A 25874-nucleotide genomic window follows, 5' to 3' on the forward strand; every position below is an offset into this window, starting at 1 on the left:
AAGCCGGTTTTGAACCGGCTTTTTTGTGATTTCCATAATGATGTTTTCAATCGAGTTTCTTGCCTAAACGACCGGCAAGGGCGAGAATAAATTGCCATGCGACACGCCCCGAACGGTTTCCACGCGTTGTTGCCCATTCAAGTGCGTCGTGGTGGACTTTATCCAGTGGTTCATCAAGCCCGTAATGACGGACATATCCGTCAATCATATCGAGATATTCATCCTGACCACATTTGTGGAAGCCGAGCCATAAACCGAATCGGTCCGAAAGCGAGACCTTTTCTTCAATCGCTTCCGATGGATTGACAGCCGTCGACGATTCATTGTCGATCATTTCGCGCGGCATCAAATGACGACGGTTCGAGGTTGCATAAAAAAGAACATTTTCCGGACGCCCTTCAACACCGCCATCGAGAGCGGCTTTGAGCGACTTGTAAGAGGTATCATCCTGATCGAACGACAGATCATCACAGAAAATAATGGATCTATAGGGTGTTTTTCTGAGTTCACTTAACAATACGGGAAGTGTTCCTATATCCTCGCGATGGATTTCAATCAGTTTTAGGGGACGTTTGTCTTTATTTTGCTGGTTAATTTTTGCCTGAACGGATTTTACCAGTGAAGATTTTCCCATGCCACGCGCGCCCCAAAGAAGAACGTTGTTAGCGGGCAAGCCGTTGGCAAATTGGCGCGTATTTTCAATGAGCGCATCACGTGCCTGATCGACGCCTTTGATAAGATCAATATCGACCCTGTTTACATGTTTGACCGGATTGAGCGTCAATTTTTCAGGGTTCCAGACAAAGCAGTCGCATTGATCCATATCAAGGGGAGTAACTTCAGGCGGTGCCATGCGCGACAATATTGCAATCAATTGATCGAGTTTACGGTTTAATGTTTCATCAGTCATTTGAATCTTCCGCCAATTGTTTTACGTATGTCATTATCACGTGTGAGAATAAAACCAAAATTTTTCTTCTTGAAAGCTTTGTCGGTTGCGTTATCAAGGGCAAAGCTTTAATGCCTAGGATTGAATGGTGACCGCTTGAAGCGGTTGATCGAGCTTCGACCATGTAAATCGTGAAGTTCGACTTATCGATTGAACGAATATGTCCAAAACGGATATGTCCAAAACGGGTGATGCCCGCTACCAAAGCTAGGAGATAGTTAATGTTTATTACCAACGCTTATGCACAGGCCGCTGGTGGTTCGACGGGGGAAGTGTCAACTTTGATGACGTTTGCACCTTTTATTCTGATATTCGTCATCATGTATTTTCTCATTATACGGCCACAACGTAACCAGATGAAAAAGCGTCAGGAAATGCTTAATGCTATCCGTCGTGGTGATACAGTGGTGACTGAAGGTGGTCTTATCGGTCGCGTTACAAAAGTCATCGGCGATGCCACTGGCGAGTTAGAGGTGGAAATTGCTGAAAATACACGTGTTCGTGTCTTGCGGTCAAAAATTCTGACGGTCGAAGTCAAGGGTGAGCCTGTATCCGAGCCAAGGCAAAAACCGGCTTTGAAAGCGAAAAAGGGTAAAAAACAGCTTACCGATGCAGGCCGTCAGGACAATGTTCAGACTGAAGAAAAAACCGAAGACGAACAGGCAGACCAGAACGCCCACGAGGCTGAAACATCCGGAGCTCAAAAAAATACCGATACTTCGGAAAGTCACGAAAAGACCGGAGCGTGAGTAAAGTTAAAACGGCTATTTGACGTTTTTTTCAAGTTTGCTAAAGATGATTCCCGTTAAACGGGAATCGTTGATTCTCGGGAATGCAATCATTGTTGGCATTCCTCTGGAAACTGGCGGTTAAATCTTTTTAAAAAAAAGGTGGCCGCGCGCTTGTGTTACGTTTTCGGGTAGAAGCGTTATGATCGGGTGGTGATTTCAGTTTTCAAGGAAGTAAATTTCGAGGTAAATTCGGGAGCCTGCTTATGCTTTATTTTCCTCGCTGGAAACGGCTTCTGATCTGGGTGATCGTGCTGCTTGGTGTTGTTGTCGCATTACCAAATATTTTGCCTCGCACTGTTCTTGACCACCTGCCAAAATTTTATTCTACGCTTCATTTGCCGATGGGTGTCGATTTACAGGGCGGTTCACGCCTTGTGGTTCAATTACCAAAGAATGAACTTGATAAACGTGACGCTACGATAGATGTCATGAAAAGGCGGCTTGATATAGGGGCTGCCGGTTTCAAAGACTATTCCATTGCCAAGCAAAGCAGGGATAAAATCCGCATTGAAGTTCCAGGTCTCTTCGATGTCCAACTTCTCAAAGATATAGTCAGCGTTACTGCCCGTTTTTCGCTTTATGAAGAAGATACATCTGTTCCGGTCAATGAAGTTGTTATGGGTAAAATCGCTCGTCCTGAAGGGACGATCGTTACCTATTCGATGGATGATCCGCCGGTAAGCTATTTGTTGAAAGAGCCGCCATTTCTCACCAATGACAACATTGCCGGTGCTTATGCGGAAAAAAACAAAAACGGGTCATTGCTGACTGTTGCACTGGATAGTGAAGGGGAGCAGAAGCTTTCCGGATTTACCGGAAAAAATCCTGATAAGCGCCTCATCATTGTTTTCGACAATGAAGTTCTGGCCGCTATGAGATTTCCTGTCCCTATCAACGATGGTTATATTCGTGTGGGGCCATTGCCGGATGACGTTGCACACAATCTCGAAACGGTGCTCACAACAGGTCCTTTGCCGACAGATCTGACCTTCATTGAAGAACGGACTGTAGGGGGCGATCTCGGCACTGCCTACGCTAAAGCCGGTCTTCACGCGGCTTTCGGAGCTCTTGTCATTGTCGCCGTGTTCATGATCTTGTCCTACGGTTTACTCGGATTGACGGCAGATGTCGCACTGGCCGCCAATTTGATGATGCTGGTTGCAGTCTTGAGCATTATCGGCACTCCGCTAACGCTTGCCGGATTTGCCGGTCTTGTCCTGATAATCGGCGTTTCGGTTGACGCCAATATTTTGATTTATGAACGTATACGTGAAGCACGGCGCAACAATTATTCGGTTACGCAGGCGGTCGAAGCCGGATTTTCCGGTGCAATGAGCACGATAGTCGACGCCAATGTCACAACTTTCATCGCCGCCCTTGTGCTCTTTATGTTGGGAACAGGCCCGATTCACGGCTTTGCACTGACTGTTACGATCGGCATTCTGACATCACTCTTCACAACATTTACCTTCACACGGATGATGATAAGTTGGTGGATCAGGACATTTCATCCTCGCGAAATTCCGCAACGCATTATTCGCATTATCCCGCCGAATACCAGTATCCGCTTTATGAAACTGGGCAAAATAACACTCGCAGTATCGACTGTTCTGATTATTTTGACCGGCAGCCTTTATGTAACAGCAGGGGTCAATTACGGCATCGACTTTGCCGGTGGGTCGCTTGCAGTGCTGGAGGCAAAAAACGGTAAAGCCGATATTTATGACATTGCTGATCGCGTCTCCGACCTCAATATCGGCGGTGTCAATGTTTCGCCGACAAAAAAACCTTCGGAAGCGGAATTGACGATTGCCAGCCAAGGCAACGGCGAGGATGCAGAACAAACCGTTGCAGTAAAACTTCGGGGCGAATTCGGAAATGATTATACATTGCAGCGCCTTGATATAGTCGGGCCGACTGTTTCAACCGAGTTGAGCCGTGTCAGTGCGCTTGCCATTTTCGTATCTTTGCTGGCGATATTTATTTATGTTTTATTGCGTTTCCGCTGGCAATTTGCCGTTGGTGCGGTTTTGACGACGGTACACGATATTATTATTCTTGTTGGCATTTTTCTTTTGTTCCAATGGCAGTTCAATCTTTGGAGCATTGCAGCATTACTCGCTATCATCGGTTATTCGCTCAATGATACGATCGTCGTCTATGATCGGGTGCGTTCGCTTCTTAAAAAGCGCGGCGCGATAGATATGCGCAGTCTCGTTGATATTGCTATCAACCGTACATTATCGCGTACAATTTTGACATCGCTTGCGACTTTGGTTGCGCACCTTCCGCTTTATTATTTTGGCGGTGCAGACATGAAAGATTTTGCATCAGTGCTGCTCATTGGTATAATCATAGGTACGTATTCGTCTATATTTATAGCTGGTCCGCTGCTTGTACTTTTGAAAGTGAAGCCAAATCAGACTGGCGACAAAGGTTTGTAATGTCTGATGCAATCAAGATGAAGGAAGCGCATTTTCCAGGACGTGCGCCAATTGATGCTTATGGAAATGGCGGGTTCCGCTTTGCAGACATGTCCCATCGGGGTTCGATTGTTTGCGTTCCATCGGGCATATACGGGATTGAAATGAAAGCCCCCGTGCCGGAAATGGCTGATATGCAACATATTCTGGATGAAGCGGATAAAATTGAAGTGTTGCTTGTCGGAACAGGAGAAAACCTGTTGCGGCTACCGCAAAATTTGCGAACTTTATTGCATAACAAACATATCTCGGCTGACACAATGAGCACCGGTGCGGCAGTCCGCACATTCAACGTACTTCTCGCAGAAGATCGTGCGGTTGCTGCAATCTTCTATGCAGTTGAATGAACGAGGATATTTCCCATTGTTTCAGACTTTTAAAAGAGAGCGATAGAGATCGCTATCTTTCGATTTTATTCGCGCCGCAATGCCACCGCGAAGGCTTGGCGAGCCTTTTTGCTTTCAATGTAGAGATGAATCGCATTTCGGAAACTGTACGTGAACCGATGATCGGCGAAATTCGCTTACACTGGTGGCGTGATGCGATCGAAGCCGATAAAACGGGAGAGGGCAATCCTGTGTTAAGTGCATTGCTTTCCACTATCCATAAATACGAATTACCGAAAGCGGCCTTATTACGCTATTGTGACGCACGTGTGTTCGACTTTTATGACGACCAAATGCCCGACGTGACAAGCCTTGAAGGCTATTGTGGGGAAACAGCAAGTGCTCTTTTGGAGCTGGCATGTCGAATTCTTGATCGGAATGCTTCGTCGCAGACAGCGGACGCTTCGGGGCATGGCGGTGTCGCGGATGTCGTGTGTCGGCTCTTGCGTTCGCTTCCTTTGATAAAGGCACACGGAAAACAGTATTTTCCGAAGACTATGGTTGAACCGACTGCGGATGATTACCTCGTTTCAAAAACGACGCAAAAGCCCGTGGAACGGCAGGAAAAAATGTTGAGTGCCGCAATCGGGTTGGCTGAAAAACATTATCGGGAATTCTATCACCATTATCGGACACTCGATGCAGCCGTTAAACCGGCTTTTTTGCCTCTGGCAATTATACCGGAGGCATTGAAGAAGATTGAAAAGAAAGGTGCACTCGCATTCAAGGAATGTGTGACACCTTCGCCCCTTCGCCATTATCTGCTGATTACAAAAGCAGCTTTGAGTGGACGCATGCCGAAACTATAAAGCTATATTGGAAAACTATAAGCCTGCACCTTCGGGAATGAAAATACGGCAGGGTTCTCCAACCTGAAGGGGCGTTCCATTTTCCTCGCGGATGATGAGACAATCGGCATTGGCCATTAATCGTATCAACGACGAATCCTGACTGCGAACCGGTGTGACCCAGCGCTCGCCTTTTGAATTGACAGTCAGATTGGCACGGACAAAATGACGCCTTGGGCCGTTTTCGGGAAGCGGAACCGCAAGAAGCGCATCTTCAATATGCGGACGATAATTGCGTCCGGATAGTTTTTCCAATATCGGCACCAGAAAAATATGACCGCAAACCATGCTGGAGACCGGATTTCCGGGAAGCCCCAGTACCAACATTTTGTGATCGTCAGGCAAAACGCCGAACATTAACGGTTTTCCCGGCCTCATTGCCACTTTCCAGAAGTCGAGTTTCATACCTTCCGACTTCAATACCGTTTGCACGAGGTCATATTTACCAACCGAAACCCCGCCGCTCGTGACGAGGAGATCAACTTTTTCTTCCCTTGCACGTTCAATTTTTTCACGGATCGATTCTTCGTTATCGCGAGCAATGCCGAGATCGACGACATCACAATGATGCGCTCTGACAAGATAGGCAAGGCCGTAGGAATTCGAGCAAACAATCTGGTCTTTTCCCGGAATTTCGCCTGCCTCTACGAGTTCGTTTCCGGTTGCAAGTATTGCAATTTTAGGTCTTTTGACAACTTCGACCGCTCCATGCCCGGTCGAGGCACAAAGTGCCAAGGCCGACGGTGTCATAATCCGTCCTTTTTCAAGAACGCTGTCGCCTTTTTGAAAATTTCCCCCTCTGGGCCGGATATTGGCTCCCGCTTCGGGTGCTTTCGTAAAACTGACACGGTTGCCTTCAAGCTTTGCATCTTCTTGAATAATCACTGTGTCGGCATCATCGGGAACGGGAGCACCCGTAAATATGCGGACTGCTTCGTTTTTCCCGATTTTTCCGCTATAGCCTTTGCCAGCAGCTGATTCTCCTACGAGGTCGAATTCTCTGTTCTGTTCGTAATCTTGATAGCGTATGGCGTAACCATCCATCGCAGATGAACGAAAGGGCGGCTCTGTCAGTTCTGCAATGACATCTTGTGCAAGCACTTGTGCTTCACCGATTTCAGCAAGCGGCGTCAGCTCGCTTTCAAGTGTATGCGTTGCGGCTAATAAACGTTTTAAAGATTCGTCAACATTGATGAGAGGCATTTTTATCTTCTCGCTTCCACGTGCCAGATTTTCCTCCCCGCTTTTCCAGTAAACAGATATTGCTTATGACCATGCTTTTATCCAGAGCTTTTGCCATGTCATAAATGGTCAGACAAGTCACCGATACGGCAGTCAGTGCTTCCATTTCGACACCGGTCTTTCCATTAAGGCCAACGGTGGCTGTAATTTGATAACCGGGTAAATCGTGATCGGGTGTGATGTCGACAGATATTTTTGTGAGCATCAGCGGATGACATAGCGGAACGAGTTCCGATGTCTTTTTTGCTCCCATAATACCGGCAATTCTGGCCGTCGCCAGAACATCGCCTTTCGGGGCATTGCCATTCTCGATTGCTTCGAGTGTTTCTCTTGCCATCTTTATCGAACCATGTGCGATGGCTGTACGGTCAGTTTCCCTTTTACCTCCGACATCAACCATGTGTGCTTCACCTTTGACATTCACATGGGTCAGTTTATCTGTCATTTCATAGCCCTAACAAGGTTTTTGTGGCCTTTGCGACATCAGTCTGGCGCATCAAACTTTCCCCGATCAGAAAAGAACGAATGTTGCTTTTTTCCAATCTTTTCAGATTGTCATGGGTGAAAATTCCACTTTCACCGACCAATAATCGATCATCAGGGACCATATGGGAAAGCCTTTCCGAATTGGCAAGATCAACTTCAAAATTACGCAAATTGCGGTTATTCACTCCGATAAGAGGTGAACGAAGTTTCAACGCGCGTTCAACTTCATTTTCATTATGCGTTTCGATGAGCACATCCATACCAAGTTCAAAGGCGGTTTCTTCCAGTGCTTTTGCCAAATCGTCATCAACAGCGGCAAGTATGATAAGGATGCAATCCGCCCCCCATGCACGGGCTTCATAAACCTGATAGGTATCGAACAGAAAATCCTTCCTGAGGGCAGGAAGATTGCAGGCTCTGTGGGCAGAGCGCAAATATTCGGGCGAGCCTTGAAAAGAGGGCGCGTCGGTGAGAACAGAAAGACAGGCAGCTCCCCCTTCTTCATACGCTTTTGCAAGTGCCGGCGGGTCAAAATCTTCTCTGATGAGACCCTTTGAAGGACTGGCTTTTTTTATTTCGGCAATCAAACCGAAAAGACCTGCATCTTCTTTTGCTTTCAATGCACGATAAAAACCACGTGGTTGATCGGCTTCTGCGGCGAGGCTTTTGAGTTTTTCAAGTGGCAAGGCCTGTTTGGCCTTGCTGATTTCCTGCCGTTTATAGGATTCGATTTTCTTTAAAATATCACTCATTGACGTTATCCAAGGTCATTTGAAACCTTTATCAATTGCTCAAGCTTTTCTTTGGCTTTACCCTGATCGATACTCTGCTCGGCAATTTTGACACCCTCTTTTAATGTGTCGGCTTTTCCGGCGATGATAAAGGCGGCGGCAGCGTTCAAAAGAACAATATCACGATAAGCCCCTTTTGCCCCTTCAAGCACTGCACGCAGCGCACGTGCATTATATTGCGGGTCACCCCCTTTGAGGTCTGCCATGGTAACACGTTTCAAACCGGCGTCTTCGGGCGTGACGGTAAATGTTGTCAGGACTCCGTCTTTCAGGGCTGCGACTTCGGTTTCACCGGCGGTTGTCAATTCATCCATACCGCTACCATGCACAACCCAGAGCGATTTCGACCCAAGCCCCTGAAGAACTTTTGCAATCGGCACCACCCATTGCGGTGAAAAAACACCGATCAACTGGTTGGTAACACCTGCCGGATTTGAAAGAGGCCCAAGTATATTGAAGATTGTTCGTGTGCCAAGTTCGACCCGTGCAGGCCCGACATGGCGCATGGCCGAGTGATGTGTCGGGGCAAACATAAAACCAAGCCCCACTTCGCGGATGCAGCGTCCTATCATTTCGGGGGTTGCATCAATATTGACACCGAGTGCCGCCAAAGCGTCAGCCGCACCGGATTTTGACGAGAGTGCCCGATTGCCGTGTTTACCGACCGGTACACCGGCACCGGAAACAACAAAAGCTGTTGCCGTTGACACATTGTAAGAGCCGGATTGATCGCCTCCTGTACCAACAATATCGACAGCGCCTTCAACAGCATCTACCCGCAACATTTTTTTGCGCATGGATGCAACAGCGCCGGTAATCTCGTCTATTGTTTCACCACGTACCCTCAGCGACATTAAAAAACCGCCAATCTGGGCAGGTGTCGCCTGGCCGGACATCATGATCGTGAAGGCCTGTTCGGCTTCATCTTTTGTGAGTGAAGCGCCGGTTGCGACCTTGTTTATGAAAGGTTTTAGGTCACTCATGAGATCCTCATTGGAAAGTGTTGGTAATCGCTCTAAGGTTGTTTGTATTGGCTTTCACAGGTGCGATTTCATTGGCTATCTGCAACATTTCCATGCGCAGATCGGTTTCGATCATGGCATCGATGTTTTCTTTTATATTATCTTCGACAGATTTTTCGTCATTATTCAACGGTTCTACCACTTCTGTTACCTGATAAACGATGCGTTGGGTATGAATGGCAGCTTTTGAGATACCGCTGTGCCCCTTCGGTCCTGAAAACACGGCATTGACACCGTCGCTCCCCAGAACCTCGTCCGAACCGCCGCGCTTTAGCCCGCGGGCTGTTTTCTTTGTGACACCGAGTTGTTTTGCAAGATCGTCAATCGTTTTATGATCGGACAATTCTTTTTCCAGTTGCGAAGCTTTCTCGTCGAGCAATTTTTGAGTTTCGTCAGCTTTCCATCCGGTCACAACTTTGTCTTTTACTTCGTCAAGAGTTCTATCGCGGGCATTTATGACTTTGTCGATGCGATACCAGACATAACCGCCACCCTGAATTGCGATAGGGTCAAGGTCTGCGCCTTCAGCCGCCTGAAAGATTCCATCAACCAGAATGGATTGTTGTGGCAGGTTACCAACGGTTTGCCCTGCAGGTGTTTGTGCTTTGGAATCAATTGTTATTTTGCGTAAAACAAGTTTGTACTGGTTTGCGAGGTCATCAAGGGATACCCCCTCGAAACGGGCATTTTCTATCGCATCATGGTCTTCTCGCATGGCCTTGGCAGCATTGTTTTTTGCCAGAATGTTACGAATGTCCGGTTCTGCTTTTTCAAAAGGAATGGGACCCTGCGGCGTAATGTTTACGACACGCATGATGACCGGACCTTCAAGATCATTGATAACATCGCTGACTTTACCCTGTTCAAGACCAAAAATATCGGCAGAAATTGTCGAAGGGAAGCCGGTCTTTGAAGCAGGCCCTTTGGTTATATCAGCAAGCGTTTTGTGCTCGGATTTGACAAGATCATCGAAAGTCATCCCACCTCTAAGCTTTGCGGAAGCATCATCAGCTTCCGGTCTTGATTTGAAGCGCAATATTTGGACAGTACGTTCTTCAGGAGAGATAAAATGTGAACTATTTGCATTATAATATTCTTTAGCTTCATCCTCTGAAATGTCGGCCGGTTTTATCAAGCTTTCGGGAGTCATCTCCATAAGCGTGACCTGACGATATTCGGGGGCGTGAAATTCGCTCTTGTGAGCGTCAAACCATTTTTGCAGGTTGTCTTCTGTCGGCTCCTCAAGCTTGCCGGCTTCTTTGGGTGAAATAACCAGATAGTCTGCCGAGCGTGTTTCGCCGCGATAGTTCAGTAATGCCGAATAGAAAACGGCGGGTGCTTTCATGGAGCCGGTCGCCGAATAGATGAGCTGGTCACGTTTTTCTTTTGCCGCATAATAGTCGACAAAATCGCCTTCATGAGTGTTGAGTTGACGCAGATAACCGTTAAAGAGATTGCGATCGAAATGCCCATCCTGCTGGAAGAACCGGTCAGCTCCGATAGCACGCGCAATACCGTCTTTGGAGACACCGATTTTCATAAGCCGCGCCTGTTCGTCCAACAGAACATCCTGTTGAAGCTGAGCCAACACCAATTGCGGGATACCATATTGCTGTGCTTCACCTTCCGAAAGCAAACGCTGCATACGATTGGCAACTGAAAAACGCATTATCTGGTCGCGCAGTGCAAGCCTGTAAGCATCGGCTTTGATCGTTGATTTTCCGGAGATGAATAAATCGTGACCACTGGTTTTTCTTAATTCCGGTACCCCCCATAAAAGTACAAAGCATAGAACAAGTAAACCGAGAAAAACCTTGGCGACCCAAGAATTGACAGCACTTCGTATTGTATCAAGCATTGGCTAATTCCGTTTTAATTGGCTTCATTTCAGCAGAAAGCTCTGATAGGATGTGCAACAAAGACGCGCAATATGCAAGGTTTAAGACTTGCTTTAATGGTGCAATTTGTTAGTTAAGGCGATTAATGCGCCGTTTTAAGACTGTTATTGAGGTAAAATCATGACACCGAATGTTCGACCGCTTGTTGCAGGAAATTGGAAAATGAACGGAACCGGCGAATCTCTCGCCGAATTACGGGCTATATCCGCCGGTGTCAATTCGGATTTCGGCCGGCTGTTCGAGGCACTTATTTGTGTGCCCGCCACGTTATTGTCACGTGCGGCCGACAGCCTTGATGGCGAAAAGCTTCGTCTCGGCGGCGAGGATTGCCACACTGCAGACTTTGGTGCGCATACCGGCGATATTTCGGCTCCGATGCTCAAGGAAGCCGGTGCAAGTTATGTCATTGTCGGTCACTCGGAACGGCGCAATGACCATCACGAGACAGATGAACTCGTTCGTCAGAAAGCCGAAGCAGCTTGGCGTGCCGGAATGGTTGCCATCATCTGTGTCGGTGAAAAGCTGGAAGAACGTCAAAGTGGCAAAACACTCGATATTATCAAGAAACAATTGGCCGGTTCTGTTCCCGATGGTGCTACACCGCAAAATACTGTGATAGCCTATGAACCCGTTTGGGCAATCGGCACAGGTAAAACTCCAACAGCCGAAGATGTGGGTGAAGTCCACAAATTTATGCGTGATGAACTGGTGGCACGCTTTGGTCAGTCCGGACTGCTCTTCCGTCTCCTTTACGGCGGATCGGTAAAACCGTCCAATGCAGTCGAACTTTTAGGTGTTGAAAACGTGGACGGTGCGTTGATTGGCGGCGCAAGCTTGAAAGCGAGCGATTTTTTGGCAATTTGCAGTGCTTATCGTAAATTATAACTAAAGTTTTTCATTGCACCTCTTGGAATATGTGTAATTTGCGTGTAAAGAGCGGCGAACAGTAACATCAGAGCAGAGCTTATGCAGACAGTATTGATTGTCATCCACCTTTTAATTGTCATTGCACTTGTCGGCGTTGTGTTAATTCAACGTTCGGAGGGTGGTGGTCTCGGTATTGGTGGCGGTTCCGGTTTCATGACTGCACGCGGCACAAAAAATGCGTTGACGCGTTTAACTGCGATTCTGGCTATCTGCTTTTTTGCGACATCTATCGCGCTGGTGGTGCTGGATAGTGTCTCCAAACCTGGCGCCGATATTATCAACCGTATTCCGGTGAATGATGCAAAAACACCTGTAGAGAATGCACCGTCAACCGGAACCGGACAAGCACCTGCCGACAATTCAAAAGAACCGACGATTTTTGAACAGCTCGGCGGCAAGGATGGAAACAGCAGCGAGAACAGCTCGCAGCCTCAAAACAGCACAGGAACGCCGGCAGAACAGAATCCGGTTCCTCAACAACCGGAAAATCCCGTTCCGAATAATTGATGGCAGGAATATTTCTGTTTCCGGTTTTTCGTAAAAAATTCAAAAAGAGCGTTTTCGCTCTTTTTGCATAGTGGTGATTTTGTGCGGTACTGAATTTTTTTAAGGATTATGCCTTTTTACGAGGTTCGATTTTGAATATCCGGAGATAATCTTTCTGTTTGATCCCGAACCTTTAACAATCAAAACATTACTGCAATTGCCAAATCATATAAAATAAATCATATGGCAAATTGTGTTTCGGCTTGTATTCGTTCACTAATGCAGCAGATCGGCTAAATGTTATCATTAACCTATTCAAAAAGATTCTGTTAACGAGGTTCTGTGACAACAGGATTGGGCGCTCCTATTGAGGAGGTGCGGGGAAAACAATAGACATGTGTGAAACATGCCGGTTCAAAATAGAAGACTTTTAAAGTTGAAAACCGGAAAATAGGCAGCAAAAGAGGAGGGGGCGTGCAATATCAAGGTGAAAAAGTTCAAGAAATCAAGATGAAAAGGTTCGAGAAATTTCTTCCAAATGATTGAAATTGGTTGTTATTTTGTAACGATCAAGAAAATTCGTTGAAGTCTTTCACTATCGGCAAAATGTTTGTCAAAATAGAGCGCTCTATGCACGTTTTGAATCATTCTTAAAAATGTGTTGCATTGCTGCCATAGCAATTCATCATCTTTTATTTCACCACTTGAAAAAGATTGAGAAGATACGAAATTGGTCGTATGGAAAGGGCAATTGTATTGCAAAGCTTTTTGTATTGCAAAAGAACCTTTCAAATCTTCGTCGCGGAATTGAGCTTGAAATGAACCACCGTTTATTGATTGCCGGTTTGTCCGGCTTGTTTTTTTTGTCGGGCAATGTTGCCTTTTCAGAAGAAATCGCTGATAGCAATGATGCGGATAGCGCGCAAGTTGCTTCTATCGCTCCTGTCGGACATGTGCAGATACCATCTGTAAAAAGCTATAATGTTCCGGAAAAATATCGTCCGCAGACAGTATCATTTTCTGGCTATAAGCCCGGCACAATCGTAATTGATCCTAAAAACTATTTTCTTTACCTGATCGAAACGCCAACGACAGCAAGACGCTATGGAATTGCCGTCGGTAAAATTGGTCTACAGTTTAAAGGAACTGCAAATATACGTTTCAAACGGGAATGGCCACGCTGGATTCCGACAAAAGACATGGTGAAACGCAGTCCGGAACATTATGCAAAATTTGCCAATGGTATGGATGGTGGGCCAGGAAATCCGCTCGGCGCACGTGCTCTTTATCTTTGGCAGGGTGATAAAGACACCTATATCCGTATTCATGGAACAGTGCAGCCGTGGACAATCGGCTCCTCGGCGTCAAACGGTTGTTTCCGTATGATTAATGATGATGTCCTTGATCTTTATGATCGTGTCGATGTCGGCACAGAAGTCGTTGTGCTGTAACTTGACAGAATGAAAAAGTTCAAAGCCCCGTATATGACGGGGCTTTTTTATTGAATGAATACAATTGGTTGAAGTGAAAATATGAATCATTTCGTTAGCTTTTCTTCGACCGGTTGTTGAAGTTTGTCTTTTGGTTCTCATTATAAAATGCTTTAAGACGGAACTGTCAGGAACGCTATTTCAATCCTTTAAAGGGATTTGAAAACGAAATGCAAAAGACAGAAAATTTGCATAAAACCCAATTTTTTGCTGGAAGAATCATCAATGAACGGTTATCTCCATAAGCCCATGGCACGATATGTTTTTATTACTGGTGGCGTGGTTTCTTCCCTTGGAAAAGGCATTGCCGCAGCAGCTTTAGCTGCATTGTTACAGGCTCGCGGGTACCGTGTGAGGATTCGCAAGCTCGACCCTTATCTCAACGTTGATCCGGGCACGATGTCACCTTACCAACATGGTGAAGTCTTCGTGACAGATGACGGAGCCGAAACCGATCTTGATCTCGGACATTACGAGCGTTTTACCGGCCGTTCTGCCAATAAGCAGGACAATATCACGACCGGCCGGATTTATCGGAATATCATCGAACGCGAGCGGCGCGGCGACTATCTCGGTGCGACAGTTCAAGTCATTCCTCATGTTACCGATGAAATTAAAAATTTCATCATGGAAGGAAATGAAAATTACGATTTCGTTTTGTGCGAAATCGGCGGCACTGTCGGTGATATTGAAGCGATGCCGTTTCTGGAAGCAATCCGGCAGCTTCATAATGAATTGCCTCCCCATACAACGGTTTATATGCATCTTACATTGATGCCCTATATTCCTGCTGCCGGTGAATTGAAAACCAAACCGACACAACATTCGGTAAGGGAATTGCAATCGGTTGGTATCGCACCGGATATTTTGTTGGTTCGTGCCGATCGTCCTATTCCGGAATCGGAGCGTCGCAAGCTTTCACTCTTTTGCAATGTCCGTCCTTCGGCAGTTATTCAGGCACTTGATGTCGATACGATTTACGATGTCCCGATCGCCTATCATCGCGAGGGGCTTGACTCGGAAGTGCTTGCTGCCTTCGGAATTGATCCTGCGCCTGAACCGAAAATGGATCAGTGGGTTGAAATCAACCGTCGGCTTCATAATCCGGAAGGTGAAGTGACGATTGCGGTTGTCGGTAAATATACCGGCTTGAAAGATGCCTATAAGTCGTTGAATGAAGCTTTGACGCATGGTGGCCTTGCCAATAAGGTCAAGGTCAATCTCGAATGGATAGAATCGGAAATTTTTGAAAAAGAAGATCCGGCTCCTTATTTGGAGAAAGTTCACGGCATTCTTGTTCCGGGTGCTTTCGGGGAACGTGGTGCCGAAGGCAAGATTATGGCAATCCGTTTTGCCCGCGAACGTAAAGTTCCATTCTTCGGTATATGTTTCGGTATGCAAATGGCCTGTATTGAAGCCGCGCGAAATCTTGTCGGCATCAAGAATGCGTCTTCCACCGAATTTGGTCCGACCGATGAACCGGTGGTCGGTCTGATGACAGAATGGCTTAAAGGAAATGATCTCGAAAAACGTGCCGAGTCTGGAAATCTTGGCGGCACGATGCGTCTGGGTGCTTATGAAGCCATTTTGAAGGAAGATAGTGCTATTGCAAAGATTTACGGCAAAACCGATATTTTCGAGCGTCATCGTCATCGCTACGAGGTCAATATAGACTATAAGGAAAGGCTCGAAAATTGCGGCCTGATTTTTTCCGGCATGTCACCGGATGGTGTCTTGCCGGAAACGATAGAATATCAAGATCATCCCTGGTTTATAGGCGTTCAGTATCATCCGGAATTGAAATCTCGTCCGTTTGAGCCACATCCGCTTTTTGCCTCCTTTATCAAGGCTGCAATGGTACAAAGCCGATTGGTATAACCGAAGCTTGTAGTTTCAAAAATTTCAGGCCTTGCAAATTGCACGGGATGCGCATTTGCAAGGCTTTTTGTTGCGCCGGCCTCAGGCTTCAGCCGATCAAAATAATCAAGATTTTCATAGTGTTCAAAAACTGTTTTTTGTATGGAAAATGCCGGTTCCGGGTTCGGCTTTATAACGGGTCATTCAGCAAGACGTTTTGAAAATTTAAAATTCGGGAAAGGTCCGATCGAACTGTCGCAATAATGGCTTTCAACCGGCACAAATTCCTACTGGCATAAATTCCTACCGGCATAAATTCCTACTGGCATAACTTCCAATTGGCATAACTCTCAAATCGTCATGGCCGATCAAATATTATTAATAGCCCCCGTTATCGGAGCTTCTCATAAATAAAAAAATTCATAAGGTTGAAACAGAATTTTTTGGGAAAGAGTTTTCAGCTTTTCAGGACTGTTCCGAAACAATGATATTGAACAGTTCGGGTTTTATAAGGTAAGGTCTGACAATCAGTAAAGATCATGTCAAAATGACTGGATTAGAGGATCAAATGACAAAACCGAATAGCACTGTCACCGTGGGTAATGTTAAATTTTCCAATAGTGCGCCCCTTTCAATTATTGCCGGCCCTTGCCAGATGGAAAGCCGCGAGCACGCTTTCGATATGGCAGGCAAGATCAAGGAGATTACAGAAAAACTGGGCATCGGTTTTGTATATAAATCAAGTTTTGACAAGGCCAATCGCACATCGCTCAATAGCAAGCGTGGTATTGGTCTTGAAAAGGCAATGGATATTTTTGACGATTTGAAGCGCGAGTTCAAAGTTCCGGTTTTGACCGATATTCATACCGAAGAACAATGTGCAATTGTTGCCCCTCATGTCGATGTGTTGCAAATCCCCGCTTTTCTTTGCAGACAAACCGACCTGTTGATTGCTGCTGCCAAAACAGGGCGCGTTATCAATGTCAAGAAAGGCCAGTTTCTCGCCCCGTGGGATATGAAAAATGTGCTGGCGAAAATTACCGAAAGCGGAAATCCGAATGTGATGGCTTGTGAAAGAGGTGTTTCTTTCGGTTATAACACATTGATCTCGGATATGCGTGCACTCCCGATCATGGCGCAATTCGGTTCTCCGGTCATTTTTGATGCGACGCATTCTGTCCAGCAACCGGGCGGGCAGGGCACATCTTCGGGAGGACAACGCGAATTTGTTGAAACACTTGCACGTGCAGCTGTCGCAGTCGGTGTAGCAGGTGTCTTTCTTGAAACGCATCAGGATCCCGACCATGCGCCGTCTGACGGACCGAATATGGTCAAGCTTGAAAACCTGCCACATCTGCTTGAAACATTAATGGCATTTGACCGGCTGGCAAAAAAACTTTAATCGATTTTATAAGGCAATGGGTATTCCCTCATAAAGAGAGTTTGTCTATTCATTGAAAAATAACGAACCCTGAACGGGAAGGAAACGTGAGATGACTGCAATTGTAGATATTGTTGGCCGTGAAATTCTGGATAGTCGTGGAAATCCGACTGTTGAAGTCGATGTTGTGTTGGAAGATGGTGCGTTTGGTCGGGCTGCTGTACCCTCAGGCGCATCGACCGGCGCCCATGAGGCTGTCGAATTGCGCGATGGTGGCTCTCGCTATCAAGGCAAAGGGGTTGAAAAAGCCGTAAGTGCAGTCAACGGTGAAATTCTTCAGGAACTCGGTGGTCTCGACGCAGAAGATCAAATTGCGCTTGATGAGGCGATGATTGCACTTGATGGTACGCCGAACAAGTCACGTCTTGGAGCGAATGCTATTCTCGGTGTGTCTTTGGCAGCGGCCAAAGCGGCAGCAAATTCTGCCGGTCTTCCGCTTTATCGCTATGTTGGCGGCACACAAGCCCATTTGATGCCGACACCGATGATGAATATTATTAATGGCGGCGTTCATGCCGATAACCCGATCGATTTTCAGGAATTCATGATTTTGCCGGTCGGTGCACCCACAATCAAGGAAGCAGTACGTTACGGGGCAGAAATCTTCCATACATTGAAAAAACGTTTGAAAGATGCAGGTCTTAACACCAATGTCGGTGACGAGGGCGGTTTTGCTCCCAATCTCAAGAGTGCAGAAGCAGCACTCGAATTTATTGTGGAATCGATCAAAGCTGCCGGTTACAAACCGGGTGAACAGGTTGCACTCGGTCTTGATTGTGCGTCATCGGAATTTTACAAAAACGGATCATATGTTTATTCGGGCGAAGGCAAAACACGCAATGCCGAACAACAGGCCGATTATCTCGAAAAGCTCATTTCCGATTTTCCGATTATTACAATCGAAGACGGTATGGCCGAAGACGACTGGGATGGCTGGAAAATTCTGACCGATCGCATCGGCAAAAAGTGCCAACTCGTTGGTGACGATTTGTTTGTGACCAATTCTGCACGTTTGCGCGACGGTATCAAAATGGGTGTTGCCAATTCTTTGCTCGTCAAAGTCAACCAGATTGGTACTTTGAGTGAAACGCTCGATGCTGTCGAAACCGCCCATAAGGCCGGCTATACGGCTATTATGTCTCACCGTTCGGGAGAGACCGAGGATTCGACCATAGCCGATCTTGCTGTTGCCACCAATTGCGGACAGATCAAGACAGGTTCTCTTGCCCGTTCCGACCGGCTTGCCAAATATAATCAATTGATAAGGATTGAAGAAGAGCTTGGTTCCCAGGCACGTTATGCCGGTATTTCGGCTTTTCGTATCTGATTGAAAAACGGCTTTACCAATTTTGATTTTCAAGAGCGGGCATGATGCCCGCTTTTTTTGCGTTTTTGAGACTCGTTTTTTCAAGTTTGTTACTTATTTAATCGGGTAATTCCAACTCATCGGATTTGAATTTAAAAAAGTGCAAAATTGATTGCCGATCAGATTGGTGATTTTGCAACTTGTCACGCAAAGATCAGGAGTTTTCATGCGCGGTTCGATTATAAGCTACAACAGGAACAAAGGTCTTATTTCGGGATTTGACGGCAACCGATATGAATTTTCGCGGCTTGACTGGCACGGCAAGGGGGAACCTTCCGAGGGACGGGAAGTCGATTTTGTTGCTGAAGGCGTTTTTGCAAAAAATATATTCCCGTTGCGAACCGACAGCAAGCATTCAAAAGTTGTTCTGGCAATCGTTTGCTGGTTTTTCGGGATTTTCGGTGTACATCGTTTTATGGTCGGAAAAATTGGTACAGGCGTGTTGATGCTTCTTCTCACAATCACGGTTTTCGGTTCGATCATCTCCCTGATCTGGACAATTATAGACTTTATCGTGATTCTTATGGGAAAATTCAAAGACAAAGATGGAAATCCGATTACGAGCGAATATCTTTAAGCCAATCATTTCCGATAAATGGATGAACGCCGGAAAGGGCAGGAATTTTTGTCATGATCGGATATAGCTCAGGGTTAATTTCGGCTTTTCATTCTCTGACCGGAAAATAGGAGAACATTGTTTCTTCGTGACCAAACATTCATTTATTGTGATCGGGTATTTGCCTGCTGGCAATTGTTTTGCGGTTTGATAATGGCAGGGGGCGCGCGATATTTCAGTTTGTTTTGTTTTTTCGGAATTTAGTCTTCCGGTAATCTATCTTTAATCAAAATCGTGCATGACTGATAGAAGCTCGACAGGAAAGAATATGATGTGGACAAAACAGAAACGCAGATCAATCAAGGGGCGATTTATATTGCCGCTTATGACAATTGGTGTGCTCAGCTATTTTGGCTACCACATTTATCACGGTGAATATGGATTATATTCGCGCGTCAAAGTAGAACAGCATATTGATAGTCTCAATAACGAGCTGAAATCTCTTGAAGAGCAACGTAAAGGAATTGAAAAAAAGGTTTCACTTTTAAAAGACGGGCATATCGAACGCGATATGCTTGATGAATATGCCCGTAAAAATTTAAATCTTTCCAAGCCGAATGAATTTGTTATCCTGACGGGTCAAGGTGATCTGTCAAAATAAAAAAATTCTGTTCATTTCTTAAAAAACAATCATATCAATATTTTACACCACGTTTTACAAACATTTATAGTGCTTGTATGTTCGGCGGGGAAAGCGTATTTTTTAAAACACCAATTAAGGGAGTTTAATATGGCAGCACGGGCTAAAAAAACTTCTGCGAAAAAGACGCAGACCGTATTAACCAATACCGCCAGATCACCTGAGCCGGCGGAATTTACCAAAGAAGAAGAACTTCAGTTTTATCACGATATGCTTTTAATCCGACGGTTTGAAGAAAAAGCCGGTCAGCTTTATGGCATGGGCGTTATCGGCGGCTTCTGCCATCTCTATATCGGGCAAGAAGCGGTGGTAACCGGCACAGTCAAAGCGATCAAGGAAGGCGATCAGGTTATTACTTCCTATCGCGATCATGGTCATATGCTGGCGACAGGCATGAACCCCCGCGGTGTTATGGCCGAGCTTGCCGGCCGCAAAGACGGCTTTTCCAAGGGAAAGGGCGGTTCGATGCATATGTTTTCCAAGGAGAAAAATTTCTTTGGCGGGCATGGCATTGTCGGAGCCCAAGTGCCGATCGGAACGGGTTTGGCGTTCTCCAACAAATATTTGGGACGCGACAATGTAACGCTTGTCTATTTCGGTGACGGTGCGGCCAATCAGGGGCAGGTCTATGAAAGCTTCAATATGGCTTCGCTTTGGAAACTTCCTGTCGTTTACGTGATTGAAAACAACCAATATGCAATGGGAACGGCAGTTTCTCGTGCTTCTGCCGAGACCGATTTTTCACGTCGTGGTTTGTCTTTTGAAATTCCCGGCTATGTTGTCGATGGTATGGACGTTTGCGCTGTAAAATCGGCAGCCGATGAGGCCGTCGCCTGGGCACGTTCAGGCAAAGGCCCGATTATTCTTGACATGCAAACATACCGTTATCGCGGCCACTCGATGTCGGATCCGGCAAAATACCGCACCAAGGAAGAAGTTGAAAAAGTCAAGACCGAACATGATCCGATCAATCAGGTGAAGAACCGTTGTATTAAAAAGGGTTGGGCAACCGAAGACGAACTGAAAGAGATTGACAAAAAGGTTCGTGCTGTTGTTGCCGATGCAGCAGACTTTGCGGAAAACGATCCTGAACCGGATGTTTCCGAACTCTATACCGATGTTCTTCTTTAATAGCGAGGAAAGCGACTATGTCTATTGATATCTTGATGCCGGCGCTTTCGCCCACAATGGAAGAAGGCAAAATTTCAAAATGGGTCAAAAAGGAAGGCGATAAAGTCGAAGCCGGTGATGTTATTGCCGAAATCGAGACCGATAAAGCAACGATGGAAGTCGATGCTGCCGATGAAGGAACAATCGGCAAGATTCTTGTTCCGGAAGGAACAGAGGGTGTGAAAGTCAATACGCCTATTGCTGTTCTGCTGGAAGATGGTGAAACAGTGGCAGACATTAAAAATGCGGTTAATCCTGCAAAAGAAGCGGCTCCCAAAGCACCGCAACCTGCTGCACCTGCTCAAGCTGCACCAGCCGCGTCTGTTGCTGCTGCGCCGAAACCTTCGCAACCTGTTGTCCAGTCCGATCCGGATATTCCGGCAGGAACAGAAATGGTCAAAATGACGGTTCGTGAAGCTTTGAATGAAGCTTTGGCAGAAGAAATGCGCCGTGATGACAAGGTTTTTCTGATTGGCGAAGAAGTTGCGCAATATCAGGGTGCTTATAAGGTCAGTCAGGGGCTGCTTGATGAATTCGGCGCACGACGTGTCATTGATACGCCAATTACCGAACAGGGATTTGCCGGTCTTGGCGTTGGGGCGGCTTTTGGTGGCTTGCGTCCGGTTGTTGAATTCATGACGTTCAATTTTGCGATGCAGGCAATCGACCAGATTATAAATTCGGCTGCCAAGACACATTATATGTCAGGCGGACAGATGCACGCACCGATGGTCTTCCGTGGTCCGAATGGAGCGGCTTCGCGCGTTGGTGCCCAGCATTCCCAGTGCTATGCTTCCTGGTACAGTCATGTGCCGGGCTTGAAGGTTATCATGCCTTATACTGCCGCAGATGCAAAAGGTCTTTTAAAAGCTGCAATCCGCGATGATAATCCGGTCATTTTCCTTGAAAACGAATTGCTTTACGGCCATCAGTTCGATGTACCGAAACTGGATGATTTTGTTTTGCCGATAGGAAAAGCCCGTATCCATAAGGCCGGTAACGATGTTACGATCGTCGGTATGGGCATGGGAATGAATTATGCAGTTGAAGCACTGCCTGAATTCGAGAAACTCGGAATTGATGTCGAGTTGATCGATTTGAGGACAGTTCGTCCTATGGATTTGCCGACAATTATCGAATCGGTGAAGAAAACAGGTCGTCTGGTAACCATCGAAGAAGGTTTCCCGCAATCATCTGTCGGAACTGAAATTGCTACCCGTGTGATGCAGCAGGCATTTGATTATCTTGATGCACCGATTGCCACAATTGCCGGCAAGGACGTTCCGATGCCTTATGCGGCGAATCTCGAAAAGCTTGCCTTGCCGAGCGTTGCCGAGGTCGTCGACGCTGTAAAATCTGTCACTTACAAAGCCTGAAGGAGACTGCACTATGGCTATTAAAATTACGATGCCGGCGCTTTCTCCGACTATGGAAGAAGGAACTTTGTCAAAGTGGGACATCAAAGTCGGAGATAAGGTTTCCCCCGGTGATACGGTTGCCGAAATCGAAACCGATAAAGCAACGATGGAAGTGGATGCGGCAGACGAGGGAACACTTGCAAAAATCGTTGTTCCTGCCGGCACACAAGGCGTGAAAGTCAATGCATTGATCGGTATTCTGGCGGAAGATGGTGAAAGTGCCGAGGATGCTATTAAAGCGATTGAAGACGAAGAAAAGAAACAGGCTTCACCTTCTCCGGCAACCGCGCAACCGGCTTCGCCTGCTGCTGCCCCGCAGAAAGCCGATGCGAGCGCGCCTGTTGCCGCAGCCGCCAGTCCAAATCCCGCTCCGGCAACTGCTGTGCCTCCGGCTTCCAAAGCTCCGGTGACAGACAAAGGAAACCGGATTTTCGCTTCCCCGTTGGCTCGCCGGCTTGCAAAACAAAACGGGCTTCAATTGGAGCTTATTTCAGGTACAGGACCACATGGACGCATCATCAAACGCGATATTGATGCGGCATTGGCAAATGGTACCGGTAAGGCTGCGCCTGCGACTGCACAGGCTGTCGAAACTCCCGCTTCGGCTGGTAGCTCGTCATCGGACGAACAGGTATTGAAGCTCTTCAATACCGATGAATACGAGATTGTTCCTCACGATGGTATGCGCAAAACCATTGCCAAACGTCTGGTTGAATCAAAACACACAGTTCCGCATTTTTATGTCACAATCGATTGCGAGCTTGATGCCTTGTTGAAATTGCGTGCCGAATTGAATGCGGCAGCTCCGATGGTTAAAACGAGTGCAGGCGAAAAACCGGCTTATAAACTTTCGGTCAATGATATGGTTATCAAAGCGACTGCTTTGGCACTTAAAGCCGTTCCGGATGCCAATGTTTCGTGGCTTGATAGCGGTATGATGCGCCATAAATTTGTGGATGTCGGGGTCGCCGTTTCCATTCCGAACGGCTTGATTACTCCGATCATCAAACATGCCGAGGAAAAATCGCTTTCGACGATTTCCAATGCAATGAAAGATCTGGCAAAACGGGCGCGCGAACGCAAGTTGAAACCCGAAGAATATCAGGGTGGAACAACTGCCGTTTCCAATATGGGTATGTATGGTGTCAAAGATTTCTGCGCCATTATCAACCCGCCACATGCAACGATCTTTGCGATCGGTGCCGGTGAACAGCGTGCTGTTGTCAAAAACGGTGCATTGGCTATTGCCACTGTGATGTCGGTTACATTATCAACCGACCACCGCGCAGTAGACGGTGCACTCGCAGCAGAACTCGCACAAGCCTTCAAAAAGTTCATTGAAAACCCGATGAGCATGTTGGTGTAATAATGAAAAAAACTGTTCCGGCTTATGGAGATACCCCGTCACGGGGATTAAATCCGATAAACCAAACACGTCACGCAAACGAAATTCGTTGGCCCCGTGTGCCGGAACAGCAATTTGAAGGCCCGGTTGAAGTTGTAGAGGCGGCATTGTGCAGATGCATGAACTGTTTCAACGATACAACTTCAATCGGAATTCGTGATGGTTCGACGAGATTTTCCAAGGTTTCAGGCTTTGGCTGGCCGTTTGATCTCGGAATGATTATGCTTGCAACAAATGACGTGAAAACATGTGTTGCAAGGAAAAGATTGGCAGCAAGTGAAGGAATGGAAAGACCGGCTGAAAACGTCCGCTCCCGTTCTCATCTACTGCAAAGCGAACCATCGGAAATTATTTTTGTTTCGCTGCCTCATGCGGCAGAAACAATCCATCCCTTGCGTAGCGGGCTTTTTAACGGCACTGTTGCCAAATCGGGAAAGCTCGCAAGTTTCTCACCGGATATTGCTGACGAGATGGAATGTGCCTTCTTCGACGCGGCGTCTGTCCCTCTTGTGTCACCACTTGATGGTGTGCATTGATGAAAACAACACAAAAGCAATTGGCAAAGGGCTTCAACCATTGGTGCATGTCGTTCCCGGCCTCTCGCTCTATCTTTCCCCATGGAGGAAAAATTGGCAAATTCGTATGATGTTATTGTTATAGGTTCTGGCCCCGGCGGATATGTGACCGCAATCCGTTCAGCACAATTAGGCTTTAAAACTGCAATTGTCGAACGCGAACACCTCGGAGGCATCTGTCTTAATTGGGGATGTATCCCGACAAAAGCACTGCTTAGAACAGCAGAAATCAAGCATTTTAGCGAACATGCCAAAGATTATGGTTTGAAACTCAATGGTTCGATCGAAGCGGATATAAAGGATGTTGTCCAGCGTTCCCGCAATGTTTCTGCCCGCCTTAACGCAGGTGTCGGCTATTTGATGAAGAAGAACAAGATTGATGTTATCTGGGGCGAAGCCAAGTTGACAAAGGCCGCGACAGACGGTGGACTTGGCGAAATCGTTGTCGGAAAAATAACCAAAAAAATTATGCAGCCGCAAAATCCCGTTCCCAAGGGCACATTGGGCGAGGGGACATATCAGGCCAAACATATTATTGTCGCAACCGGCGCGCGTCCGCGCACTTTGCCTGGTATCGAACCCGACGGCAAACTGGTTTGGACCTATTTTGAGGCGATGGTTCCGGCAACCATGCCGAAATCCATTGTCGTTATGGGCTCGGGCGCTATCGGAATCGAATTTGCCTCCTTTTATCGTGACATGGGGGCGGAAGTTACAGTTGTGGAAATGATGCCGCAAATCATGCCGGTTGAAGATGCGGAAATTTCCGCTTTCGCCCGCAAGCAGTTGGAGAAAAAGGGCATCCGGATTCTGACCGAAGCGAAAGTCTCGAAAATCGAGAAAACGTCCAATTCTGTGACAGCCCATATTGATATAAATGGCAAAACCGAGACAATCACTGCCGATCGTTTGATTTCTGCAGTCGGCGTGCAGGGCAATATAGAAAACATCGGCCTGGAAGCGTTAGGAGTAAAAACCGAACGCGGCTGTGTTGTGATTGATGAATGGGGACGCACCAATGTCGCCGGTATTTATGCTATCGGTGATGTTGCCGGGGCACCGATGCTTGCCCATAAGGCTGAAGAAGAAGGTGTGATCTGTGTCGAGCATATTGCAGGGCTTGAAACGGCCGAACCGTTGGACAAGAAAAAGATTCCCGGTTGCACCTATTGCACACCGCAAGTTGCCTCTGTCGGGCTTACGGAAGCAAAGGCCAAGGCCGCAGGCTACGAGATAAGGGTCGGGCATTTTTCGTTCTCGGCTAATGGCAAGGCAATTGCCATGGGCGAGGATCAGGGAATTGTCAAAACCATATTTGACAAGAAAACCGGCCAATTGCTTGGTGCACATATGGTTGGTGCAGAAGTAACAGAATTGATTGAAGGTTTTGTGGTTGCTATGAATCTTGAAACCACCGAAGAAGAATTGATGCATACAGTCTTCCCTCATCCCACACTTTCGGAAATGATGAAGGAAAGTGTTCTGGATGCATATGGTCAGGTGTTGAACGCCTGACAAACATCAAGAAGTGAATTGCAATCTTGATGCTTATACTCCATATGAAGTGGGAAAGAGCGTGAGGTACTA

The 25874-nt window shown here is 46.7% G+C and carries 23 protein-coding genes; 17 read left to right on the forward strand and 6 right to left on the reverse strand.

What is annotated here, in order from left to right:
* Positions 1-46: 46 nt before the first annotated feature.
* Positions 47-910, reverse strand: coding sequence for an ATP-binding protein (locus GQS64_RS05790; RefSeq protein WP_198230962.1), 864 nt, complete (start codon positions 908-910; stop codon positions 47-49).
* A gap of 260 nt (positions 911-1170) precedes the next feature.
* Between GQS64_RS05790 and yajC the strand changes: the two genes are divergently transcribed.
* The 4 genes from yajC (at position 1171) to GQS64_RS05810 (ending at position 5418) form a co-directional block, all read left to right on the forward strand.
* Entirely contained in the window at positions 1171-1698 is a 528-nt protein-coding gene (gene yajC, locus GQS64_RS05795) for a preprotein translocase subunit YajC (RefSeq protein WP_198230963.1), read from the forward strand.
* A 245-nt stretch (positions 1699-1943) separates the two neighbouring features.
* Positions 1944-4184, forward strand: a complete 2241-nt coding sequence (gene secD, locus GQS64_RS05800) for a protein translocase subunit SecD (protein WP_198230964.1) — start codon at positions 1944-1946, stop codon at positions 4182-4184.
* The gene (locus tag GQS64_RS05805; protein WP_077991794.1) at positions 4184-4570 is read left to right on the forward strand and encodes an Mth938-like domain-containing protein; all 387 of its coding nucleotides are present in this window, start codon (positions 4184-4186) and stop codon (positions 4568-4570) included. Before secD ends, GQS64_RS05805 begins: the two co-directional genes overlap by 1 nt.
* Complete coding sequence (locus GQS64_RS05810) at positions 4567-5418, forward strand: phytoene/squalene synthase family protein (RefSeq protein ID WP_198230965.1); 852 nt, start codon at positions 4567-4569, stop codon at positions 5416-5418. Before GQS64_RS05805 ends, GQS64_RS05810 begins: the two co-directional genes overlap by 4 nt.
* A 15-nt stretch (positions 5419-5433) precedes the next feature.
* Here the strand turns inward: GQS64_RS05810 and glp are convergent, their stop codons facing one another.
* Genes glp through GQS64_RS05835 form a run of 5 tightly spaced genes read right to left on the reverse strand, consistent with a single transcriptional unit; the run spans position 5434 to position 10856 of the window.
* A complete protein-coding gene (glp, locus tag GQS64_RS05815) occupies positions 5434-6660 on the reverse strand; it encodes a gephyrin-like molybdotransferase Glp (protein WP_198230966.1) in 1227 nt (408 codons plus the stop codon).
* Complete coding sequence (gene moaC / locus GQS64_RS05820; protein WP_198230967.1) at positions 6641-7144, reverse strand: cyclic pyranopterin monophosphate synthase MoaC; 504 nt, start codon at positions 7142-7144, stop codon at positions 6641-6643. Before moaC ends, glp begins: the two co-directional genes overlap by 20 nt.
* A gap of 1 nt (position 7145) precedes the next feature.
* A complete protein-coding gene (gene trpC / locus GQS64_RS05825; RefSeq protein WP_198230968.1) occupies positions 7146-7937 on the reverse strand; it encodes an indole-3-glycerol phosphate synthase TrpC in 792 nt (263 codons plus the stop codon).
* 5 nt (positions 7938-7942) lie between these two features.
* The gene (gene trpD / locus GQS64_RS05830) at positions 7943-8959 is read right to left on the reverse strand and encodes an anthranilate phosphoribosyltransferase (protein WP_077991804.1); all 1017 of its coding nucleotides are present in this window, start codon (positions 8957-8959) and stop codon (positions 7943-7945) included.
* Positions 8960-8966: 7 nt separating this feature from the next.
* Positions 8967-10856, reverse strand: coding sequence for a peptidyl-prolyl cis-trans isomerase (locus GQS64_RS05835; protein WP_077991806.1), 1890 nt, complete (start codon positions 10854-10856; stop codon positions 8967-8969).
* A gap of 160 nt (positions 10857-11016) precedes the next feature.
* Between GQS64_RS05835 and tpiA the strand changes: the two genes are divergently transcribed.
* The 13 genes from tpiA (at position 11017) to lpdA (ending at position 25802) form a co-directional block, all read left to right on the forward strand.
* A complete protein-coding gene (gene tpiA, locus GQS64_RS05840; protein ID WP_077991807.1) occupies positions 11017-11781 on the forward strand; it encodes a triose-phosphate isomerase in 765 nt (254 codons plus the stop codon).
* 81 nt (positions 11782-11862) lie between these two features.
* Entirely contained in the window at positions 11863-12330 is a 468-nt protein-coding gene (gene secG, locus GQS64_RS05845) for a preprotein translocase subunit SecG (protein WP_198230969.1), read from the forward strand.
* A 797-nt stretch (positions 12331-13127) separates the two neighbouring features.
* The gene (locus tag GQS64_RS05850) at positions 13128-13760 is read left to right on the forward strand and encodes a L,D-transpeptidase (RefSeq protein WP_077994506.1); all 633 of its coding nucleotides are present in this window, start codon (positions 13128-13130) and stop codon (positions 13758-13760) included.
* Between the two features lie 288 nt (positions 13761-14048).
* Positions 14049-15677, forward strand: coding sequence for a CTP synthase (locus GQS64_RS05855; RefSeq protein WP_077994508.1), 1629 nt, complete (start codon positions 14049-14051; stop codon positions 15675-15677).
* A gap of 547 nt (positions 15678-16224) precedes the next feature.
* On the forward strand, positions 16225-17058 hold the full coding sequence (kdsA, locus tag GQS64_RS05860; protein ID WP_077991810.1) for a 3-deoxy-8-phosphooctulonate synthase: 834 nt from the start codon (positions 16225-16227) through the stop codon (positions 17056-17058).
* A 91-nt stretch (positions 17059-17149) separates the two neighbouring features.
* Positions 17150-18424 carry a phosphopyruvate hydratase gene (gene eno, locus GQS64_RS05865; RefSeq protein ID WP_077991811.1) on the forward strand — a complete coding sequence of 425 codons (1275 nt, stop codon included), beginning with the start codon at positions 17150-17152 and terminating at the stop codon, positions 18422-18424.
* 205 nt (positions 18425-18629) lie between these two features.
* The gene (locus GQS64_RS05870) at positions 18630-19040 is read left to right on the forward strand and encodes a TM2 domain-containing protein (RefSeq protein WP_198230970.1); all 411 of its coding nucleotides are present in this window, start codon (positions 18630-18632) and stop codon (positions 19038-19040) included.
* 310 nt (positions 19041-19350) lie between these two features.
* Entirely contained in the window at positions 19351-19680 is a 330-nt protein-coding gene (locus GQS64_RS05875; protein WP_077991813.1) for an FtsB family cell division protein, read from the forward strand.
* A 129-nt stretch (positions 19681-19809) separates the two neighbouring features.
* Positions 19810-20850, forward strand: a complete 1041-nt coding sequence (gene pdhA / locus GQS64_RS05880; RefSeq protein ID WP_077991815.1) for a pyruvate dehydrogenase (acetyl-transferring) E1 component subunit alpha — start codon at positions 19810-19812, stop codon at positions 20848-20850.
* 17 nt (positions 20851-20867) lie between these two features.
* Positions 20868-22265, forward strand: a complete 1398-nt coding sequence (locus tag GQS64_RS05885; RefSeq protein WP_077991817.1) for a pyruvate dehydrogenase complex E1 component subunit beta — start codon at positions 20868-20870, stop codon at positions 22263-22265.
* Between the two features lie 52 nt (positions 22266-22317).
* Positions 22318-23673, forward strand: a complete 1356-nt coding sequence (locus tag GQS64_RS05890) for a pyruvate dehydrogenase complex dihydrolipoamide acetyltransferase (RefSeq protein WP_369805245.1) — start codon at positions 22318-22320, stop codon at positions 23671-23673.
* A gap of 2 nt (positions 23674-23675) precedes the next feature.
* Positions 23676-24248 (forward strand): hypothetical protein, encoded by a 573-nt coding sequence (locus GQS64_RS05895; RefSeq protein ID WP_198230972.1) that lies wholly within the window; start codon positions 23676-23678, stop codon positions 24246-24248.
* 93 nt (positions 24249-24341) lie between these two features.
* Positions 24342-25802: a dihydrolipoyl dehydrogenase gene (lpdA, locus tag GQS64_RS05900; RefSeq protein WP_198230973.1), complete on the forward strand. Its 1461-nt coding sequence runs from the start codon at positions 24342-24344 to the stop codon at positions 25800-25802.
* Positions 25803-25874 lie beyond the last annotated feature (72 nt).

Origin of the sequence: Bartonella sp. P0282, assembly GCF_048452985.1 — a bacterium.
In the GTDB taxonomy this organism is placed as follows: Bacteria; Pseudomonadota; Alphaproteobacteria; order Rhizobiales; family Rhizobiaceae; genus Bartonella; species Bartonella choladocola.

Bases quoted from the DNA above. Each gene is read 5' to 3' on its own strand.
- GQS64_RS05790 (WP_198230962.1), bottom strand. From the start codon at position 910: ATGACTGATGAAACATTAAACCGTAAACTCGATCAATTGATTGCAATA.
- yajC (WP_198230963.1), top strand. From the start codon at position 1,171: ATGTTTATTACCAACGCTTATGCACAGGCCGCTGGTGGTTCGACGGGG.
- secD (WP_198230964.1), top strand. From the start codon at position 1,944: ATGCTTTATTTTCCTCGCTGGAAACGGCTTCTGATCTGGGTGATCGTG.
- GQS64_RS05805 (WP_077991794.1), top strand. From the start codon at position 4,184: ATGTCTGATGCAATCAAGATGAAGGAAGCGCATTTTCCAGGACGTGCG.
- GQS64_RS05810 (WP_198230965.1), top strand. From the start codon at position 4,567: ATGAACGAGGATATTTCCCATTGTTTCAGACTTTTAAAAGAGAGCGAT.
- glp (WP_198230966.1), bottom strand. From the start codon at position 6,660: ATGCCTCTCATCAATGTTGACGAATCTTTAAAACGTTTATTAGCCGCA.
- moaC (WP_198230967.1), bottom strand. From the start codon at position 7,144: ATGACAGATAAACTGACCCATGTGAATGTCAAAGGTGAAGCACACATG.
- trpC (WP_198230968.1), bottom strand. From the start codon at position 7,937: ATGAGTGATATTTTAAAGAAAATCGAATCCTATAAACGGCAGGAAATC.
- trpD (WP_077991804.1), bottom strand. From the start codon at position 8,959: ATGAGTGACCTAAAACCTTTCATAAACAAGGTCGCAACCGGCGCTTCA.
- GQS64_RS05835 (WP_077991806.1), bottom strand. From the start codon at position 10,856: ATGCTTGATACAATACGAAGTGCTGTCAATTCTTGGGTCGCCAAGGTT.
- tpiA (WP_077991807.1), top strand. From the start codon at position 11,017: ATGACACCGAATGTTCGACCGCTTGTTGCAGGAAATTGGAAAATGAAC.
- secG (WP_198230969.1), top strand. From the start codon at position 11,863: ATGCAGACAGTATTGATTGTCATCCACCTTTTAATTGTCATTGCACTT.
- GQS64_RS05850 (WP_077994506.1), top strand. From the start codon at position 13,128: ATGAACCACCGTTTATTGATTGCCGGTTTGTCCGGCTTGTTTTTTTTG.
- GQS64_RS05855 (WP_077994508.1), top strand. From the start codon at position 14,049: ATGGCACGATATGTTTTTATTACTGGTGGCGTGGTTTCTTCCCTTGGA.
- kdsA (WP_077991810.1), top strand. From the start codon at position 16,225: ATGACAAAACCGAATAGCACTGTCACCGTGGGTAATGTTAAATTTTCC.
- eno (WP_077991811.1), top strand. From the start codon at position 17,150: ATGACTGCAATTGTAGATATTGTTGGCCGTGAAATTCTGGATAGTCGT.
- GQS64_RS05870 (WP_198230970.1), top strand. From the start codon at position 18,630: ATGCGCGGTTCGATTATAAGCTACAACAGGAACAAAGGTCTTATTTCG.
- GQS64_RS05875 (WP_077991813.1), top strand. From the start codon at position 19,351: ATGTGGACAAAACAGAAACGCAGATCAATCAAGGGGCGATTTATATTG.
- pdhA (WP_077991815.1), top strand. From the start codon at position 19,810: ATGGCAGCACGGGCTAAAAAAACTTCTGCGAAAAAGACGCAGACCGTA.
- GQS64_RS05885 (WP_077991817.1), top strand. From the start codon at position 20,868: ATGTCTATTGATATCTTGATGCCGGCGCTTTCGCCCACAATGGAAGAA.
- GQS64_RS05890 (WP_369805245.1), top strand. From the start codon at position 22,318: ATGGAAGAAGGAACTTTGTCAAAGTGGGACATCAAAGTCGGAGATAAG.
- GQS64_RS05895 (WP_198230972.1), top strand. From the start codon at position 23,676: ATGAAAAAAACTGTTCCGGCTTATGGAGATACCCCGTCACGGGGATTA.